Origin of the sequence: Bacillus sp. FSL H8-0534 (genome assembly GCF_038005885.1) — a bacterium.
GTDB classification, from domain to species: Bacteria; Bacillota; Bacilli; order Bacillales; family Bacillaceae_G; genus Bacillus_A; species Bacillus_A pseudomycoides.
Window position 1 is genome coordinate 165,134 of sequence record NZ_JBBOUC010000002.1, and the last position, 20,152, is coordinate 185,285.

The 20,152-nt window shown below is 32.8% G+C and carries 15 protein-coding genes and 1 pseudogene; 11 read left to right on the plus strand and 5 right to left on the minus strand.

What is annotated here, in order from left to right; translation table 11 throughout:
* Positions 1–193: 193 nt before the first annotated feature.
* Both MHH71_RS27845 and MHH71_RS27850 read right to left on the minus strand, forming a co-directional pair.
* Positions 194–463, minus strand: coding sequence for a hypothetical protein (locus MHH71_RS27845; protein ID WP_006097569.1), 270 nt, complete (start codon positions 461–463; stop codon positions 194–196).
* Positions 463–762: a DUF2089 family protein gene (locus MHH71_RS27850; RefSeq protein ID WP_016104021.1), complete on the minus strand. Its 300-nt coding sequence runs from the start codon at positions 760–762 to the stop codon at positions 463–465. Before MHH71_RS27850 ends, MHH71_RS27845 begins: the two co-directional genes overlap by 1 nt.
* Positions 763–1,267: 505 nt before the next feature.
* Here MHH71_RS27850 and MHH71_RS27855 point away from each other — a divergent pair.
* The 8 genes and pseudogenes from MHH71_RS27855 (at position 1,268) to MHH71_RS27885 (ending at position 12,532) form a co-directional block, all read left to right on the plus strand.
* Positions 1,268–1,777 carry a DUF4303 domain-containing protein gene (locus MHH71_RS27855; RefSeq protein ID WP_033799525.1) on the plus strand — a complete coding sequence of 170 codons (510 nt, stop codon included), beginning with the start codon at positions 1,268–1,270 and terminating at the stop codon, positions 1,775–1,777.
* Positions 1,778–2,662: 885 nt separating this feature from the next.
* Entirely contained in the window at positions 2,663–3,643 is a 981-nt protein-coding gene (locus MHH71_RS27860) for a hypothetical protein (protein WP_244268570.1), read from the plus strand.
* Between the two features lie 280 nt (positions 3,644–3,923).
* Positions 3,924–4,529 carry a recombinase family protein gene (locus MHH71_RS27865; RefSeq protein WP_006097564.1) on the plus strand — a complete coding sequence of 202 codons (606 nt, stop codon included), beginning with the start codon at positions 3,924–3,926 and terminating at the stop codon, positions 4,527–4,529.
* Between the two features lie 311 nt (positions 4,530–4,840).
* Positions 4,841–7,048: a zinc-ribbon domain-containing protein gene (locus MHH71_RS27870; protein ID WP_006097563.1), complete on the plus strand. Its 2,208-nt coding sequence runs from the start codon at positions 4,841–4,843 to the stop codon at positions 7,046–7,048.
* Positions 7,049–7,244: 196 nt separating this feature from the next.
* Positions 7,245–7,640: pseudogene (locus MHH71_RS30735) on the plus strand (YkgJ family cysteine cluster protein); the annotation flags it as partial.
* 126 nt (positions 7,641–7,766) lie between these two features.
* Positions 7,767–7,922 (plus strand): hypothetical protein, encoded by a 156-nt coding sequence (locus MHH71_RS27875; RefSeq protein ID WP_167535696.1) that lies wholly within the window; start codon positions 7,767–7,769, stop codon positions 7,920–7,922.
* Positions 7,923–9,129: 1,207 nt separating this feature from the next.
* Positions 9,130–9,675 (plus strand): DUF3967 domain-containing protein, encoded by a 546-nt coding sequence (locus MHH71_RS27880; protein ID WP_006097560.1) that lies wholly within the window; start codon positions 9,130–9,132, stop codon positions 9,673–9,675.
* A 1,318-nt stretch (positions 9,676–10,993) separates the two neighbouring features.
* Positions 10,994–12,532 carry a thiol-activated cytolysin family protein gene (locus MHH71_RS27885; protein ID WP_340725667.1) on the plus strand — a complete coding sequence of 513 codons (1,539 nt, stop codon included), beginning with the start codon at positions 10,994–10,996 and terminating at the stop codon, positions 12,530–12,532.
* 379 nt (positions 12,533–12,911) lie between these two features.
* Here the strand turns inward: MHH71_RS27885 and MHH71_RS27890 are convergent, their stop codons facing one another.
* From MHH71_RS27890 to MHH71_RS27900, 3 genes are read right to left on the minus strand one after another with little or no spacing between them, the layout of a single operon-like run.
* Positions 12,912–13,535 carry an ABC-2 transporter permease gene (locus MHH71_RS27890; protein ID WP_033799343.1) on the minus strand — a complete coding sequence of 208 codons (624 nt, stop codon included), beginning with the start codon at positions 13,533–13,535 and terminating at the stop codon, positions 12,912–12,914.
* Positions 13,528–14,397: an ABC transporter ATP-binding protein gene (locus tag MHH71_RS27895; protein WP_006096961.1), complete on the minus strand. Its 870-nt coding sequence runs from the start codon at positions 14,395–14,397 to the stop codon at positions 13,528–13,530. The genes MHH71_RS27890 and MHH71_RS27895 overlap by 8 nt, the downstream gene beginning before the upstream one ends.
* 2 nt (positions 14,398–14,399) lie before the next feature.
* Positions 14,400–14,774, minus strand: a complete 375-nt coding sequence (locus MHH71_RS27900; protein WP_006096960.1) for a GntR family transcriptional regulator — start codon at positions 14,772–14,774, stop codon at positions 14,400–14,402.
* A 1,344-nt stretch (positions 14,775–16,118) separates the two neighbouring features.
* On the opposite strand from MHH71_RS27900, the gene hblC reads away from it, so the two are divergent.
* From hblC to hblA, 3 genes are all read left to right on the plus strand, one after another.
* Entirely contained in the window at positions 16,119–17,438 is a 1,320-nt protein-coding gene (hblC, locus tag MHH71_RS27905) for a hemolysin BL lytic component L2 (RefSeq protein ID WP_078212180.1), read from the plus strand.
* 69 nt (positions 17,439–17,507) lie between these two features.
* Complete coding sequence (gene hblD, locus MHH71_RS27910; RefSeq protein WP_340725668.1) at positions 17,508–18,728, plus strand: hemolysin BL lytic component L1; 1,221 nt, start codon at positions 17,508–17,510, stop codon at positions 18,726–18,728.
* Between the two features lie 36 nt (positions 18,729–18,764).
* Positions 18,765–19,892, plus strand: coding sequence for a hemolysin BL binding component B (gene hblA / locus MHH71_RS27915; protein WP_018780621.1), 1,128 nt, complete (start codon positions 18,765–18,767; stop codon positions 19,890–19,892).
* The last annotated feature ends 260 nt before the right edge of the window (positions 19,893–20,152 follow it).

Consider the following 20,152-nt stretch of genomic DNA (forward strand, 5'->3'; position numbering starts at 1 on the left):
ATTAATTATTAATCCATAAGTTTGCCGTGAATGCTGTTGGTTCGTAATAAAGTTTGATTAAAAGCATGCTACAAAATTGATTTTTCAACAGAAGAAACCCAAACATTTCGAAAAAATTTTGATCAAAATGCTTGGGTTATTTGTTGCTAGTGAATAATTTTTTATAAAAAAGTTTAATCATTTCTCTATTTCTCTATTTCATGTCGTGGGTTTTCATTTTATCCAATTCTTTTTGTATCTTCTTATGAAAATACTTTCTACCTAGTTTCCATTCTATACATAAGAAAAGCATTCCTAATAATAGATAAAGGATAAAACCAATAGTACTTTCAATACGATTCGTTATAAACAACCATGTCAGAAATACAATATGTACTACTGGTAAAATTGCCCCCCAATAGATATTGTTTCTATTTGATAAGAAAAATTGAACAGCTAAAATACCAGCATAAATAAGAACCATTATTCCCCATCTCTTTCTTGTTTATATTTTTCAATAATCAATTTTGCATCTTCTACACTTATCCGATCATCAATCGACAGGCTCTTGATAAATTTAATAAATTCCTCGTTTTCTACAGCATCATTCATTTTTATTTTATCGATTAATCGATCAAGTTTAAGTCTTACTGTTGGGTATGATACCTCATAAACCTTTGCAATCTCTTTTAAAGAACCCGAATGAAGTACTAAGTTTTTAACAAACTCTAAATCCTCATTTTCCAAGGCTAAAATCCAGTTTGGAATATTGTTAATATCCACAGCTTTGTCCTCCATTTACTTTTATTAACATTAGTTTAACATATTTTTAAATAATATTAATAAAAAATTGAACTTTATTAAAAATAATTTTTATGATTTGTTTAATTAATTTATAGAATAAAAAGAACCCATTTGAATTAAGTTACTCGAGTGGGTATTACTTCACAATCTGGCCCTTTAGTGGAGTAACTTTATTGCTACTCAACAATTCCTTAATCCGCCTTTCAGTTCAGATTTTCTTTTCACTATAAAAACATCCCTTTAGATAAACATGTCCAAAGGGACAAAACATCGCGTCTTTTTTATAAACACCATGACTTTATTTAAAAGCGACATTAAAAATATTCTTCAAATCCTGGAAGCATAAGTTTGCCGTTCTGGCAAACTTATAGTTCATATCACATATCGCTTTAATAATAGGCTCAGTTAACGTTTAATGTTGATTTTCATGTTAAGATTGAAGTATGTAACAACATGTCGCTACAAAAAGAACGGAGGAAATACGGTGAAAATGCATCTTCAAGAAAGTTTATATGTTGAGTTGAAAAATGCAATTCGTTGTCATTATAATGAACTTATAACTAGGTGCGGTGTTGACACAATATATGGGTACTCCATATTAACAGACGATTGTGTCAATAGCATTGGACCAGTGGCTAATAAAGAAAGACTGATCAAAGTTAATAAATCGGACCCTTTATACAATTATTATAGATATGGAGCTGTTGAGTGGAGCGAATGGGACGATTTCGGAATGTTTGATGAAGTGAACAAAATTATTAAGAAATATCATGAAACCGTCGAAGATGACTTTAACATGCGGGTAAATACACTGTTGAAAGAATCGTTAAATGTGTTAATGGAACTTGAATCAGAAGGATTGTTTGGAGACAGAAATGATAATCGATTTATTGTCATTTGTGTAACTGATTCATCGAGCGAAATCATGATTGAATCAGCTCGATTGCTTAATACATTAAAGATATACGAAGAATATGCTTCAGAATTTGCATAAGAATGAATATAAGTAAAACTGCTCTCTATAAGAGGCGGTTTTCTTTTGTTCGAAAGTCAACAATTAATATTAACAGAGCCTAATAATAAAATAATATCCTTTTCTTTCCACTTACTATTTTACAATAAATCAAAATATATTGCATTGAAATTGGTACAAGAGAAATTATGTTATTTATGTAATATTATATTTTTGTGAAGCATAACTTTGCCGCAAATAAAAAGAACCATAACCTTGCCGAAACGGCAAAGTTATGGTTCAAATCACAATGAAGATATTAATGTAAAATTATTTATACAAAATAAATAAACGAATTCTTTAGGAAGAGAAAATGACATGCCTGTTTTCTTAATTCGCATAATTTTCAAAAATTAGAACATGAAATGTTATCATTTGTTATATAATGGAATCAAGCCATATGTAAGATGGTTTCCCCGTTATGAATAATGAGATATTTTGTGTGTCCCGTGTATTCGCTGTAATCTAAAAAAGAACTTGTAGTTATTCCTACAAGTTCTTTTTGTTTTTCTGATTGAACATGAACCAAGACTTCGAAACACCCATTTTAAATAAAGGGATTTTTCATGCTTGCTACCTTATTTGTTCACTTACGTTTAACATTTTTTTATAATAAAAGATAGGAATAATTTCTATATATTAGGAGTGATTGCATGTTTCTTACCGATAAACCTATTTCTCGCAAAGAGGATGATCTAATTCAACGTAGTGGATATTTTATCTTTTCACTCTAGTGATTATTACCAAGCTGAAAAGAAAGAGAGCAATAAAAGAAAATATCAACAAATTGTTGATAAAACTTGCTCAGCATACTCGTTTGATATCGATAAATTTATCATAACCTTATTCCCTCAGATGAGTAATCTCTTGAAAAATATTTCCTATGGACCCGATTTTTTAAGTCAATGGAATATGCAAAAAAGGCTATGTACAGCTGATCACTTCCCAATCTACTTTAAGCTTGGTTTGACATCGGATGAAGTCTCGAAAAAAGAAATCGAGACCATGTTAGAACAATTAAAAGACTTAAGTGACTTCACTACGTACTTGGATACGTTATTAGAGAAAAATAAGGTTATTCGTTTTCTCACTCGTTTAGAAGATTATACACAATCTATTGAAAGTGAAAAGGCAGCATTTATTATGAAAGGACTATTAACGTACAGTGGTAAGTTTCCTGAAGCAAAAGGGGGATTATTTGACTTTTCAACTGAAACAAGAGTAAATCGTATTCTTTTTCAGCTATATAAATCAAGAAGTACACAAGAAGAAAGGTTCCAATTGGTGAATGATGTGATACAGCATAATCCTGTACAAATGGGAGTACTAGTGTCCTTTTTCCGATCAATTGGTAAATTGAACGGTGCGTATTTCAAAGAAGAACAGGATATTATCATAACGGAACATGTTTCGCCAACTCAGTTCCAAATGCTAGAAAAAGAAATGTGTGGCAAAATCGAAGAGTGGATCACGAACCCAGATTACCCCAAAAATACTGAGCTCCCTAACGTATTATTTCGCTGGCGGGAATTTGATCCGACAGCAAAAGACAAGATCACTACATTCTTAGAACAAGAAATGGCGGAAGATACAGGGTTAATCCAAATTTTAAAGTGTTTTGAAACATATTCTTTACAGGAGTCTGCTGGTTCTATCGGTGTTACAAAAAAATACCGTATTCATTTAGAAAGCCTGAAAGAACTCTTAGGTAAAAGCATAGATTCTTATATTGACCGTATTCAGCACATCCATCTGCATAAAAATGAGTATTCATATACGGAAAACCAACTCTGTACTATAAATTTAGCCATTAAATCCATTTCGCAAGAAGCCGTTGAGTCAATTTAATTTTTTATATGAAAGATAATAACTAAATTTAATTTTGCTTTTTCTAAAACCAGCTGTTAATTTCTTAACAGCTGGTTTTATTGTAGTGGAATAACACAGGTAGAAAATAATAAAACCCCTTCAAAAGGTACACCTTTTGATACTATCGAAATTACATGAAATATCAGTTCCAAAACCTCAAAAATCCATTTTTGAAACGTTTCTAAAATACGGACACCTTTTGCAACTAATTTGTTATAATATGTATTATAAAACATCAAGAGAAGGAGATTCTGATACCTTGAATAACAGAAAATTCGGATACATCCGTGTAAGTAGTAAAGATCAAAACGAAGGTAGACAGCTAGAAGCAATGAAGCAAGTTGGTATTGATGAAAGAGATATTTTCATTGATAAACAATCTGGTAAAGATTTTAATCGTCAAAAATATCAACTTGTAAAAATGATGTTACGGGAAGGAGATATTTTGTATGTACAATCATTAGATCGTTTTGGGAGAAACAAAGAAGCGATTTTAAATGAATTGAAGGATATCACTAAAAATATTAAAGCCCACATCATTGTAATTGATATGCCTTTATTAGATACAACTAAGTACCAGGACAACTTAGGAAATCTCATTACTGACCTAGTACTTCAAATTCTTTCGTGGCTCGCTGAAGAAGAGCGATCAAAGATAAAAGTTCGACAACAAGAAGGAATACATCTGGCTAAGAAACAAGGAAAACATCTCGGAAGACCGAAGGCAGAAATTACAGATGAATTTATCACTGCTTATAACACTTGGAAAACAGGTACGATAACCGCTGTTGAGGCAATGAAACAAGCGAATCTAACAAAAGCTACATTTTACCGACTTGTGAAGAGGCATGAAAATAAAACATAAAAAAATCGAGGGGGAAATAGACCAAAATATACCATTGCAACAAGGTATATTTTCTTTAAAAACTTAGGTGTTATCAACCAATCAGGAAGGGGGTGGAGAAAGTGCCTATAAGGAAGGATATAGGAGAAATTCAAAAATTCGCCCAAGCCAAGGGGGGAGTCTGCTTATCCAAAAGATACATTAATAATAAGCAAAAGTTATTTTTTAAGTGTAAGGAAGGTCATATCTTTCAAAAATGTTTGAACGATTTAAAATCGTATGATAGCTGGTGTCCATTCTGTGCTAAAGTCAGAAAATTAACTCCTGGATATGTGGAACAGATACTCAAAGATCTGAAAGAAGAAAAAGTGAGTCTTTCGCAAAAATTACCCAAAAGCACAACACGTAATCGACTGTCGATTAAAGATATGTGTAAACTTGCTCAACTAAATAATGGTAAGTGTTTATCAGAAACTTATATAAATATTATGACGCCTCTAGAGTGGGAGTGCCGAAAAGGACACAGGTTTGAAGCAACACCTAATAATGTTAAAAATTTTAATACATGGTGTCCGTATTGTAGTAATCAAAAAGTATGTGATGATAACTGCTTAGCAACTGTTTATCCTGATATTGCGACAGAATGGCATCCGACATTAAATGGAGAGCTAACACCATATGAAGTAGTGTTTGGTTCATCAAAACGCGTATGGTGGCAATGCCGATTTGATGAAAGCCACACATGGCAAACAAGAGTAGTAGATCGGTTAAATCGAGGATGTCTAAGATGTTGGAAAGGGCAAAAGACATCTTTTCCAGAACAGGCAATTCATTTTTACTTGAAACAAGCGATGGAAGACACTGAAAATAAATTTTACCATGAAGCCTTTAAAGATAAAAAACAAGAAATAGACATCTATATTCCGTCTGTTCAATTTGCTGTGGAATATGATGGAAGACCTTTTCATGATAGAAAAAGACAACAGGAAAATGATGAACAGAAAAATTACGTTCTAAAAGAAGAGGGAGTCAAACTAATCCGAGTACGTTCTGATGGATTACCAATTATACAGTTACATGAAGCATTATTATTGACTCATTATTATTCGCAGGGGCGTTATTATTCATCGTTAGATGGAGTGATTCTCGAAATTTTTATTTCTTTGGATTTACATCTTCAAAAACAATATCCATCAATTTATAAAAAGAAGAAGGACATAATTCGAAAAGTCATGCAATCTATTTCTTCGTATAATGATCGGTTAGAAATCTTGAGTCAGTACCGTACTAATAAAAAAGAAAAAAGTTTAAAAGTGTTATTTCCAAAAATTGCAGCAGAATGGCATCCGACATTAAATAGTGTGGTAGGTCCAGAACATATTTCTGCTAATTCTCACAAAGTTGTATGGTGGCAATGTGAGCGAGGACATGAGTGGGAAGCGCCTGTGAAACAACGAAAAAATGGAGGGAGAGATTGTCCGATTTGCAACTCCATTTTCACAACACACCCCGATATAGCGGCGCAATGGCATCCAAAATTAAATAAAGAAGCCCTTCCATACGGTATTACATATGGATCAGATGTTCAAGCTTGGTGGATTTGTTCATGCGGATATGAATGGAAAGAGGAAATAGCTAAAAGAACAGGAAGAAAAGACAAAGGTTGTCCAGTTTGCCGAAACAAAATCTTAAATCAATTATCTTCATTACAGGGTAAATATCCAGAAATCGCGGCAGAATGGCATCCGACATTAAATGGAGATTTAACACCAAATGATGTTTTACCAAACTCCAAAGAATCTGTGTATTGGATGTGTCGAAACAATACAGAGCACGTATGGAAAACGAGTATTGCTTATCGAGTGAATAGAAAAACAACTTGTATATATTGTGCAGGTACAAGAACATACTTTGAAAATGGATTTGCTTCTCAATATCCTAAACTTATAGATGAATGGTGTTATGAACAAAACAAGGGAATTGATCCTGATGATCCATTCTTAAAACCTATGGAAAAAGTATGGTGGCGCTGTAAAAGGAAACAGAACCATATCTGGGATATGCCCGTTTGGTATCGTATAAGAGGAGAAGGCTGTCCTTATTGTGCCAAAAAACGCGTGTTGCCAGAAGAGAGCTTTGCAGCCCTACATCCAAAATTGCTCTCAGAGCTACATTCAAAATTGAATGAGGGAGTAGACCCATGGCAGTTGGCACCTAAATCAGGGAAAAAAGTGACATGGCAGTGCAAGAAGGATGAACGGCATATCTGGGAAATGGGAATTAATAGACGTACTCATCATGGTGAGGGCTGTCCGTACTGCTCAAAGACACGCGTGTTACCAGAGGAAAGCTTTGGTAATCACTATCCACATTTAGCAAAGCAATGGCATCCTACAAAAAATAAAAGAGACCCTTACGGATATACTCCTAATTCAAAAATGGTTGTATGGTGGTTCTGTGAAGAATGTAAACATGAGTGGAAAGAGGCAATGGTAAAACGTACAACTATAAAAAAACAGAAACCTTGTTGTGGTAAATAATAAAGTTAGATTCTAAAAAATATCCAATATTGGCATAGGGTTTGCTGAAGCTGTTTTTACAAAAGCACTTAAACATTTAGATTCATTACGGATCAATAATCCTGGATTATACAAGAGATTAGAAGAGGATACAAGTCTTTAGGATAAGAGAAAAGTTGATTCTAAAGATGTAGAACAATATCAACTAACAGAAAGCTTCCAATTCCCCTGCCCCGTATTAGATGAAAATAATGGAATCTGCACGGTATACAATAAAAGACCTATGGTTTGTAGAATCTTTGGCACTACTCATAATTCTTTTTTACTTATGATAAGCAGTCTTCAATCAGCAGTTTGTGAAAACATCCCTAGTATTCATACCAATGCATTACAAACACCTGAAATTGAATCTTCAGACTCAAAAGTAAATAGTATGCTTAAAACAACATACCTAGGACAAGAAATGTTTGTAAGAGAGTATCCAACCGTCTATTGGTTCAAGATATATCACAATAAGAACAAGAAAAAAGGAAAGCCTGTTTATTCTTCTTTAGTTCCTTCTTTTTTTCATAAGAAACTAGGAACTATTACAATTGCTGAATTGATGCCCTAATAGGCGTCTCAACACATCCTCATCAAATTAACAAAACACAATATCCACTAAAATGAAAAAATACGCTATTTTTTTCTAAATACTATGGATAGGCTGGCTAGTATTATTAATGAAAGAAGGAATAAAATGACTGTAATTACAATTGAAGATACTTATCAAGAATTATTGTTAGGCAAGCGAATGCGATTTCCTCAATATACATGGGAATTAGTTAAATTCTTTCTGCCCCCAAATGGTACAAGAAAAGAATGGATTATCACAAGAAAAGCAATGTTTAAATGATTTGGAGAGCCAAAATCTAAAGTTGAATAAAATAATCACTCAAATTTTGCGTTTAGGAAAAAAGCGGGTGCTCAGATTCGTTTGTATGATGAGATAGGGGACGAATTAATGCAATTATATTCAATTCAGCTAAGTGATTATAAAGAAGAAGATAGAGCGTTATAAGTGATTTTGGTTAAATCTGTAGGTATTATATTTTATTTTTCATAAAAATAAATGTAAAATTCTACATACCGTATTTATATTAAAAAACAAATTAACCGAATTTAGGGGTTTCCTTGCTTTTTGTTTGGAGTGCTGGCTCGTCGTGTGGGGACGAAACCCCACGTACTAAACGTATCAAAATTTTGAGTAAGAACTATTTTTGAACGAATGATCTAAGCGGTTCGGCTCGTATAATTGCTAGTCCAAGTCGAGAACAATTGCTTTGCTTTTTGTCCTTCGGCTTGGCGAAAAAAGCGAATCGAGCCGAAAAAAGTTTGGCAAGGATTGTTTTTTACTGCAGTAACGAAGTGGAGCAGTAAAAAACCAAAAATACTACCTGTTCCTTGCGGAACTTTTAGCTTTTTCAGGTTTAGGGTTTTAAAGCCCGCCCACCGCCATTAAGGGGTAGCGTCCCGAAAATGCGGATTTACAACGTTAAGTTGTTTATAGTATTAAAAATGAATAACTTAACAACGATAAGGATTTTAAGACAAGTCATACGAGATAGTCGCAAACCTTATTTGAAGCAAAATCAGTTAAGTATCAATAGAGTAAACCCTATTGATACAGGGATTTCTACCTTGACGTTGTAAATCCGCAAAATCCTGATGCTACCCCATATAGTATCTGTTTCTAAAGCATTTCTATTATGAGAACAGAAACGATGTGCGTTTTCAAAGTTTTTTTTCACTACTAGATTCTCCCTTTTTTTGTTTTTGCTTTTATATTTTATAATGAATATTGTATTCGTAGAGAGTTTACATAATGTCCTATTATAAGAAGTTAGATATTCCCATAGTCCCCATGATACTAACATTCTGTGCATGACTTAAGATCTATCCTTCTATTTTACTTTCTAGTAATTCTTTTATATATTGCGTTTAGATGTTCAGGTGTTAAACTATTTGTATATTATCTAAATATCCATCTAAACAGAAAAACAAGGAAACCCTTGTTTTTCTGTTCAGATGTTTAGATGTTTAGAAGGATGGTGATCTGAACAGTGCAACAAAAAGACTGGTTATCAGCTGAAGAAGTAGCCAGGGAAATAAAAGTATCAGCTATGACTATAAAACGAAACTGTCAAACCTACAGTAGTTTTTTAAATTTCCAACAAGGTGAAAAGAACAAGTATTTAATTCATCAAGAATGTATACCTGTTTTTCAATTTATAGCTAAAATGAGAAATAAAAGAAACCTCCAAACAAAACAAATTATTGAGCTCCTCAGTAAAGAAGGATTACCTGAATATATAGACATTGAACCTATCCAAATAACTAAACAACAACCTGAACAGATCCAAGTAGGAGAAGGAGTTGTAGCCATTCAGGAATTGGATAGAATTGTTGCTGAAAGAGTATCTGAACTGCTAAAAAAACATGAAGAAAATTTAAAGGAATGGTTAACTGAACAGCAAAAACAACAACAGGATTTTCAAAAAATTAATGAACGTGATCAAAACCTAATGGCTATGATCCGTGAAAACCAGGAGACTAAAAAATTGATTGCAGCCACCCAACAAAAAAAGTGGTGGCAATTTTGGAAATAGAAAAAGCCTTGCTTATATGCAGGGCTTTTTTATACAGAATTCTATACAGATTTTTGTACTAATAGGGTAATTTTTCCTAAATCCCCGAAAAGGGGGAATAAGATTGATTCATTATAAATTTATATGTTATTTCAAAAAGTACACTTTATGACAATGCTGAAAATCTAGACTATTTCATTTCAAAAATACAACTTAATAATGTTTGAAACATGTCGTACCCCTTATTAACAATACAAAGAAAGGGAACCTGCTACATCCTTATATGCAATATTGCATATAAGGATGTATTGATAAAGCATAAGCGCTTACTATAATATAGATCACATCGTAGCAACAACAAAAGGAGGTGAAATCATATGGCAATCGCAATGGCAGCTTTAAAATTTATCGGTGGGATCCTTCCACTCGTACAAGAACTTTTAAAAGCAGTAATGTAAGTTCGTTATTCAGCAATTATTTATACAAATGATCTGTAGTATAGCGAAGATGAATCAAGGTCCAGATGAGAGGAGGTGAAATCATATGGCAATCGCAATGGCAGCTTTAAAATTTATCGGTGGGATCCTTCCACTCGTACAAGAACTTTTAAAAGCAGTAATGTAAGTTCGTTATTCAGCAATTATTTATACAAATGATCTGTAGTATAGCGAAGATGAATTAAGGTACAGATGAGAGGAGGAAATCATATGGCAATCGCAATGGCAGTTTTAAAATTTATCGGTGGGATCTTTCCACTCGTACAAGAACTTTTAAAAGCAGTAATGTAAGTTCGTTATTCAGCAATTATTTATACAAATGATCTGTGTAGCGAAGATGAATCAAGGTCCAGATGAGAGGAGGTGAAATCATATGGCAATCGCAACGGCAGTTTTAAAATTTATCGGTGGGATCTTTCCACTCGTACAAGAACTTTTAAAAGCAGTAATGTAAGTTCATTATTCAGCACAATTATTTATACAAATGATCTGTATAGCGAAGATGAATTAAGGTACAGATGAGAGGAGGAAATCATATGGCAATCGCAATGGCAGTTTTAAAATTTATCGGTGGATTACTTCCATTCGTACAAGAGCTTTTAAAAGCAGTAATGTAAGTTCATTATTCAGCACAATTATTTATACAAATGATCTGTATAGCGAAGATGAATTAAGGTACAGATGAGAGGAGGAAATCATATGGCAATCGCAATGGCAGTTTTAAAATTTATCGGTGGATTACTTCCATTCGTACAAGAGCTTTTAAAAGCAGTAATGTAAGTTCATTGTTCAGCAATTATTTATAAACAATTATCATACCTTAATACGAAAAAAAGAAGGGAATGAATTTTTTGAAAATTAAAAAAAGTGTTAAAGGAATCAAATTATTAGCATGTTTATTAGTTAGTTTAAGCACTATTAGTTATTCATCTATTTCCTTTGCGGAAACAAAAACAGGTAATTCAGCTGGTGCAACAAAAAATGCAAGTGGCATTGATACTGGTATAGCAAATCTTAAGTATAATAATCAAGAGGTTTTAGCAGTAAATGGTGATAAAGTAGAGAGTTTTGTTCCAAAAGAAAGTACAAATTCAAATGGTAAATTTGTAGTAGTTGAACGTGAGAAAAAATCACTTACAACTTCACCAGTCGATATTTCGATTATTGATTCTGTGGCTAATCGTACATATCCAGGAGCAGTACAACTTGCAAATAAAGCTTTTGCAGATAATCAACCTAGTTTGTTAGTAGCTAAGAGAAAACCTTTGAATATTAGTATAGACTTACCTGGCATGAGAAAAGACAATACAATTACTGTCAAAAATCCTACATATGGTAATGTGTCTGGTGCAGTAGATGAATTAGTATCTACTTGGAATCAAAAGTATTCAAAAACACATACGTTACCTGCAAGAATGCAGTATACAGAATCTATGGTGTATAGTAAATCTCAAATAGCAAGTGCTCTTAATGTTAACGCTAAATATCTTGACAATGCACTGAACATTGACTTTAATGCTGTTGCAAATGGAGAGAAAAAAGTGATGGTTGCGGCATATAAGCAAATCTTTTATACCGTAAGTGCAGAACTACCTAACAATCCATCAGACCTTTTTGATAATAGTGTTACGTTTGACGAGTTAACTCGTAAAGGGATAAGTAAGGCGGCTCCGCCTGTTATGGTATCAAATGTAGCTTATGGTAGAACAGTTTATGTGAAATTAGAAACATCATCTAAGAGTAAAGATGTACAAGCTGCTTTTAAAGCCTTAATTAAGAATCAAAGCGTTGAAGCGAGTGGACAGTACAAAGATATTTTTGAAGACAGTACCTTTACCGCTGTAGTATTAGGCGGAGATGCAAAAGAGCATAACAAGGTTGTTACAAAAGATTTTAATGAAATCCGAAATATCATTAAAGATAATGCAGAATTAAGTTCTAAAAATCCAGCATACCCAATTTCATATACAAGCACTTTCTTAAAAGATAACGCAACTGCTGCTGTTCATAACAATACAGATTATATAGAGACTACAACTACAGAATATTCTAGTGCTAAAATGACGCTTGATCATACTGGTGGATATGTTGCTCAATTTGATGTATCTTGGGATGAATTCTCATATGATAAAAATGGTAAAGAAGTACTAACCCATAAAACCTGGGAAGGAAACGGAAGAGACAGAACTGCTCATTTCAATACAGTTATACCACTTCCGCCGAATTCAAAAAATGTAAAAGTCGTAGCAAGAGAATGTACAGGTCTTGCATGGGAATGGTGGAGAACAATTATTAATGAACAAAATGTTCCATTAACAAATGAAATTAAAGTTTCAGTTGGAGGAACAACATTATACCCAAGTGCTAATATTAGTCATTAGGTAAAAGTGAAGCGCCCTGTAAACAGGGCGCTTTTTCAAATATATCATACTTCTCTATATAATTGTTGTAGCTATCACCTCTCAAAAATAAGTATTTTCTGAACAATCGGGTATTAATCAATTTTCGCTGTTTTTTTTGCTGTAAACTTCCCCAAAAACTCACTCTAGAAACTGTGTCCTAAAAATGTACGTTTTAGATTTGTTGTATGTAGTCTTAAGTGAGCCCTTCAACTCGTCTGTAAAAGTATACCTTTATAAACAGGTAGGGTACCAAAGAAAAAGGCATCTTTACAAGAGGTAGAACCATATAATAAAAAACGTTTCTAATTTTAGAAACGTTTTACTTGTTAGGTATTCTATATTTCTGTTAAAAAAATTTTTAAAAATCAGTATGTTTATAAATTCTCACTGTTAAGAAGTAAGAACCCATAAATATAAGTATGGTAACGATTGAAGCAAGTATAACTAGTTGATTAATAGTAAATTGTGTAGTGAAGCTATATGCAAGGTCAGTAATATTTACATATGCCTCAATTGTTCTCCATAAAACAACAAATACAGGAAAAATAATGCTGACAGCAGCTATCAAATATTTATTGGTAAAGCGATAGAAAAATGGTAAGTAGATAGATGTAAACAACATCGCAGTAAGAATACTAATCACAATTTCCTGTGGAGTTGCAATTTGACCATAAGTCGGAGATACAAACTGAATTATCGCTTGAATCGATAAAGAAAATGACACCACTATAAGCATGAACATCATTGTACCTATATATTTTGACATAATAATTAATTTTCTACTATAAGGAAGGCTGTTAATAAACTTGTGACTATTATTCTTTGCGTCGTAATAATGTAGATTTATCACATAAGAACCAACCGGTAAAACGACCATTAAGTAAAAGCTCCCAAATGTCATAATAAAAAAGCATATGATAATCAAATACAATAATATAATTAATTTTTGCAATCGAAAGTCCTTTAATATTAAATTATACATATTGAATATTCCCCTTTTTTGTATAGTACATAATATCTTCTAACGTCGCTTCTTCAATTAACACATCATTCCCTAGTTGAGTATGTGTATGTAGTGTATTACTTGTAAGTGCTTCAAATCCGATGTTTGTTTCACGAATCCCAATTAATTGTTCCCTGATTTTTGGTGTAAGTAAGGCTGTATCCCCTTTTACAATTGCATATTCTTCAGAAATACTATGCATATCTTTTTCGAACACAATTTCTCCATTATGAATAAATACAATATAATCAGCTATACGGTCTAAATCAGTTGTAATGTGCGTAGAGAAAAAGATTGTTTTATCTTGATCGACCATTAAATCATAAAGGATGTCTAAAATTTCTCTTCGAAATACAGGGTCAAGTCCAGAAGTCGGTTCATCCATAATAATAAATTCGGCATGGTGTGAAAGTGCAAACGCTAGGGAAGTCTTCATTTTCATCCCTTTAGACATCTTTTTCATTTTTATGTTAGTCGGTAACTCAAAGTTTCGTATGTAGGATTGGAAGAGATTTTCATCCCATTTTTTATAAGCTGGAGCAATGAATTTTTTAAGTTGATGAACTGTCATATCTTCATAAAAGTTATTGTCATCATATACGAATCCAATACGCTCTTTAATAGAAACCTGATCCTTTTGATAATCCTTACCAAAAACTTTGATATCCCCACTATCCTTGCTAATAAGATCCATAATTAGTTTAATTGTTGTACTTTTTCCTGCGCCATTTGCACCAATAAATCCTGTTACAAACCCCTTTTTGATGTTGAACGATGCATTTTTTAAGGAAAATCCATTATATGTTTTTGAAACATTTTTCAGTTCTACAATGTTTTCCATTTCTATTCCTCCTCATAAATACGATTAATAATCTGTATTAACTCATCTCTTAATAAATGATTAGCCTTACTCTCTCGAACGATTGTACTGAACTTTTCACGTATTGGATCACTTGGTTCATCTACTTGTTGTTTTTTTGTTTGTTTTGCAACAAATGAGCCTTTCCCCACTATAGAGTAGATGTAACCTGCTTTTTCAAGTTCTTCGTATGCTCTTTTTGAAGTAATAACACTTACCTTCAAGTCCCTAGCTAATGAACGCATGGAAGGTAATGCGTCATCTTCTTTCAATGTTCCATTTGATACTTGTAATATAATTTGGTCAATGATTTGTTGATAAATAGGAGACTTAGACTTATTAGATAGTAAGATTCTCATGATTCAACTCCTTGCGTCTTAAATGCTTATGAACACATTATACACACTATGTACATTATATACAATATATACATTTGGAACGGTGTTAATTTTTCATATAGGATACCGTCACATTGATAAAAAGACGTTATCCTTTCCTATGATTTCTCAGAAAGAATAACGTCTTTTTTCATTTTAGGGGGTATTTTGTCTTGTTAGCTTGATAGCGATGGTGCTACCCCTATTTCTGCTCAAATTTTTTCTTTCTGAGACGAAAAAAATGAGCTGAATTATTATAAATAACTATGAAAGAGAAAATTTTTGTTTTGGAGATACTTCAAAATATTAACTCGATGAGTATGGGGGAAAGGGTGTAGACAAAAATTGTTCTTTCTCTACAGCTAGCTATTTATAAGAACGCATGTTATTTAAACCTTTACTCGGGTATGCAATTTTGCATATCCGAGTAAAGAGGGTTACTGTGTAAAATATGATTAAATTATGTTAAAAAACAATTAAATTTTAGTAAATTTCGTATGTAGATTGAAATAATTATTTTATAATTAGATATATCAAGTTGTAACTATCGCAATTACTTGAAATATATTAAATAATAATTATAGCAATATAACATTTCTACTTACATCAATACGCTATAAATAGATTGTTGAATATAATCGACAAAATTCTACTATTTACGCATTAAAAGTTTAATGTTTTAATAAAGGTGTAATTGGTATGACCACTAAGAGGAGAGAAAATTGTACTAATAAAAGTGCAATAAAGTTGCAAGTAACCTCATGTTAAGGTAATTTTCATAATACTCAGTTAATTTAGTTTAGGAATAATCTAGAATCATCACATTTGTACAAAATGGAATTTTAAGTCTCTACAAAGCAAAAATGATCTTATTTTATTCCGAGGTGAAAGTATAAGCAATGTGCCGTATAATTTCATCTTTTGCAATCTTGTAGGGCTCTTGCTGGCAAAACTAGAAGAAACATTATGAAATTACTTTCAAAAAATTCATGGCAGGGTTAGTTGTAGGAGCAATAGGTTTATCTACCTGGGTTCCTGCAAGTCAAGCAGCAACTCCGGAGAAAAATAAATATTATACTATTCATTTGGAAGCTAATTCAAATATAGGTGATGAAATTTTATTGTTTACTTGTGAAAAACATAGTATTTAAATGAAGGGGAAGTAAGGTCCTTATATTCTATGAGAAGTAAATAATAACGAGAGTTGAACACTCTATTTGAAAGAATTCTCCGTCCTCAAGCGTGTGCAAGGAGAGAGCCTAGCGCTAGGTCATTCAAGATGTATGTATAAGATTCTAAAAAGACAATAGTGAAGAGGTGTACGGAATGAAAAATAAAATAATTACAGGATTTTTAATAACATCCATTGTTACTGGGGCGAATATTCCTATCAATGCTCTCGCAACGCCAATCGTTAAGGCAGAAACGCAACAAGAGAACACGGATATTTCCTCATCATTACGAAAATTAGGTGCGCAATCTAAATTAATCCAAACATATATAGATCAAGCTTTAATGAGTCCTAATGTACAGCTTGTGGAAGTCCCATCTTTAAATACGAACCAAGATCTAATCAAGAAAGATATGAACGAATGGTCAACGGAACTTTATCCAAAATTAATTCTATTAAATTCAAAAAGTAAAGGATTTGTAACTAAATTTAATAGCTACTATCCAGCATTAAAAGGATTTGTAGACAATAGAGAAGATAAAGAAGGATTTTTGGATAGGCTAGAAGTTCTTCAGGACATGGCTATGACGAACCAAGACAACGTACAACGTCAGATTAATGAATTAACAGATCTTAAATTACAGCTTGATACAAAACTTAAAGATCTCGATACTGATGTGACAAAAGCGCAAGGTGTACTAAGTTCAGATGGAACAGGGAAAATCGACCAGCTAAAAAATGAATTACTAAATACCCAAAAATCAATTGAGGGTGATTTACAACAAATAGCGTTGTTACCAGGAGCTTTAAATGAACAAGGGTTTGTTATATTCAAAGAAGTCTATAATCTTTCAAAAGATATCATTGAACCGGCTGCTCAAACAGCGGTGACAGCGTATAACAAAGGAAAAGAAATTAATAACTCTATTTTAGAAGCAGAGAAAAAAGCAGAGCAAGAAGCGAAAGAAAAAGGTAAATCTGCTTTAGAGATTGAAGCTGCCAAAAAAGAAGCTCGTGAAGCAATTGAGAAAAGCAAACAAGCTGAAATAGCTGCAGCTGCAGTTACAAAGACAAAAGAGTATGACCTTACGAAAGTTATTGACCCTGAAAAAATTAAAAAAACATATAGTGCCTTCGCTGAAGTAAATAAACTAACAGCAGAGCAACGAGCACATTTAGCTGATTTAGAGACACAAAACCAAAAATTTTATGATTTAACAAAGAACCTAACAGTAGCAGATTTACAAAAATCAATGCTTCTTATTATGCAAAATGATTTACATACATTTGCTAATCAAGTAGATGTAGAACTTAACTTACTAAAACGCTATAAAGAAGATTTGAATTTAATCAAAAATAATATTACAAAATTATCTACTAATGTTGATACAACTGACCAGCAGTCTCAAAAAGATACATTAAGACAATTAAAAAATGTAACAAGTTATCTTGAAGAACAAGCTAATAAGTTTTAATATTATGAATTTAATGAAAAAATATAAAGATTATAAGAATCTATCAAAAAACTGAGAAGGAGAATAGTTATGAAAAAACTTCCATTTAAAGTGTTAGCTGTAGCCACTCTAGCAACATTTATAACTGCTACGAACGGTAACACTATTCATGTACTTGCACAAGAACAGACCGCTCAAGAACAAAAAGTAGGGAATTATGAGTTAGGGCCTGAAGGGCTGAAGAAAGCATTAGCTCAAACAGGATCTAATCTTCTTGTAATGGATTTGTACGCAAAAACAATGATTAAACAACCAAATATAAATTTATCCAATATTGATTTAGGTTCAGAAGGAGCAGAATTAATTAAAAATATTCACCTTAATCAGGAATTGTCACGAATCAATGCGAATTATTGGTTAGATACAGCGAAGCCGAAGATTCAAAAAACAGCACGTAATATTGTAAATTACGATGAACAATTTAAAAATTATTACGATGTATTGGAAGCTGCTGTACAAAAGAAAGATAAAGCAGAGTTAAAAGAGGGCCTAAATGATCTAATCACTACAATTAATACAAATTCAAAAGAAGTTACAGAAGTAATTAAGATGTTACAAGACTTTAAAGCAAAACTGTATGACAATTCTACAGGGTTTAAAAATAATGTTGGTGGCCCAGATGGGCAAGGTGGATTAACGGCACTATTAGCCGGAAATAATGCCCTGATTCCACAACTGCAAGCTGAAATTGAGAAGCTACATTCTACTCAGACAGAGCATTTTAACAATGTATTAGCATGGTCAATTGGTGGTGGATTAGGAGCATTCATTTTAGTTGCTGCAGCCATTGCAGGAGGAGTAGTAATTGTTGTGACTGGCGGTACAGCAACACCAGCTGTTGTTGGTGGCCTTGCAGCTCTTGGTGCAGCTGGTATTGGTTTAGGAACAGCAGCTGGTGTCACGGCGTCTAATCATATGAACTCTTATAACGAAATTTCTAAAAAAATCGGAGAATTAAGTACGAAAGCCGATCTTGCTAGCCAAGCAGTTATTTCGCTTACTAACGCGAAAGCAACTTTGACAGATCTGTATCAAACAGTGGATCAAGCAATACTGTCTCTAACAAGCATCCAACAACAATGGAATAAAATGGGGGCCAATTATACAGATTTACATGATAATATCGACTCTATGCAAGAACATAAATTCTCTTTAATACTTGATGATTTAAAAGCTGCTAAACAAAGCTGGAGTGATATTCATAAAGATGCAGAATTCATTTCGAAAGACATCGCTTTTAAACAAGAATAGAACTTACAATCAAAACCTATATTGGAGGAATATGAAATGATGAAAAAAATCCCTTACAAACTAATCGCTGCATCGGCATTTTTAACCTTGACAACAACTTCTGTAGTCTCACCAGTAGCAGCTTATGCAAGTGGAATTGAACAAACGAACAATGGAGAGACGTCTCTTTCAGCAAATGAAGCGAAAATGAAAGAAGCCTTGCAAAAGGCTGGGTTATTTGCAAAATCTATGAATGCCTATTCTTATATGTTAATTAAAAATCCAGATGTGAACTTTGAAGGAATTAATATTAATGGATATGTAGATTTACCTGGCAGAATTGTACAAGATCAAAAGAATGCAAGAGCACATGCTGTTATATGGGATACGCAAGTAAAAAAACAACTTTTAGATACATTGACAGGCATTATTGAATACGATACAACATTTGACAATTATTATGAAACAATTGTAGATGCGATTAATACAGGAGATGGAGAGACTTTAAAAGAAGGGATTACAGATTTACGAGGTGAGATTCAACAAAACCAAAAGTCTGCACAAAAATTAATAGACGATTTAACTAACTTAAGAAACGAGATTGGAAAAGATGTTAGAGCATTTGGAAGCAATAAAGAGCTGTTGAGTTCGATTTTAAAAAACCAAGGTGCTGATGTGGAGGCCGATGAAAAGCGTCTACAACAAATTTTAGACTCAGTAAACTATTATAAAAAATTAGAGTCTGATGGATTTAATGTAATGAAGGGCGCTATTTTGGGCCTACCGATCATTGGCGGTATCATAGTGGGTATAGCAAGAGATAATTTATCTAAGTTAGAGCCTACATTAGCAGAATTACGTCAGACTGTAGACTATAAAATAACATTAAATCGTGTAGTTGGAGTTGCCTATATTAATATTAGTGAGATGCATAAGGCACTTGATGATGCTATTAATGCTCTTACTTATATGTCCACGCAATGGCATGATTTAGATTCTCAATATTCGGGAGTACTGGGACATATTAATAATGCATCTCAAAAAGCTGATCAAAATAAATTTAAATTCTTAAAACCTAACTTGAATGCTGCTAAAGACAGTTGGAAAACATTAAGAACAGATGCTGTCACATTAAAAGAAGGGATAAAAGAATTAAAAGTGGAATCTGTTACTCCGCAAAAATAAGGAAATATTGGTTCCGTTGCAAAGTTACTCAAAACATAGAGAATCTATGATTACATTGTTAAATGGTTATAAAATAATTAGTAAATCCCTATATAACGAAAAGGCGAAGTCTGATTCAAGACTTCGCCTTTCACTATAAATTTTCTTTAATACTTGATGATTTAAAGGCTGCTAAACAAAGTTGAAATGATATTCATAGCGATGCAGAACTAGCTTCAAAAGATATCGCTTTTAAAGGAGAAATAAACTTACAATCAAAA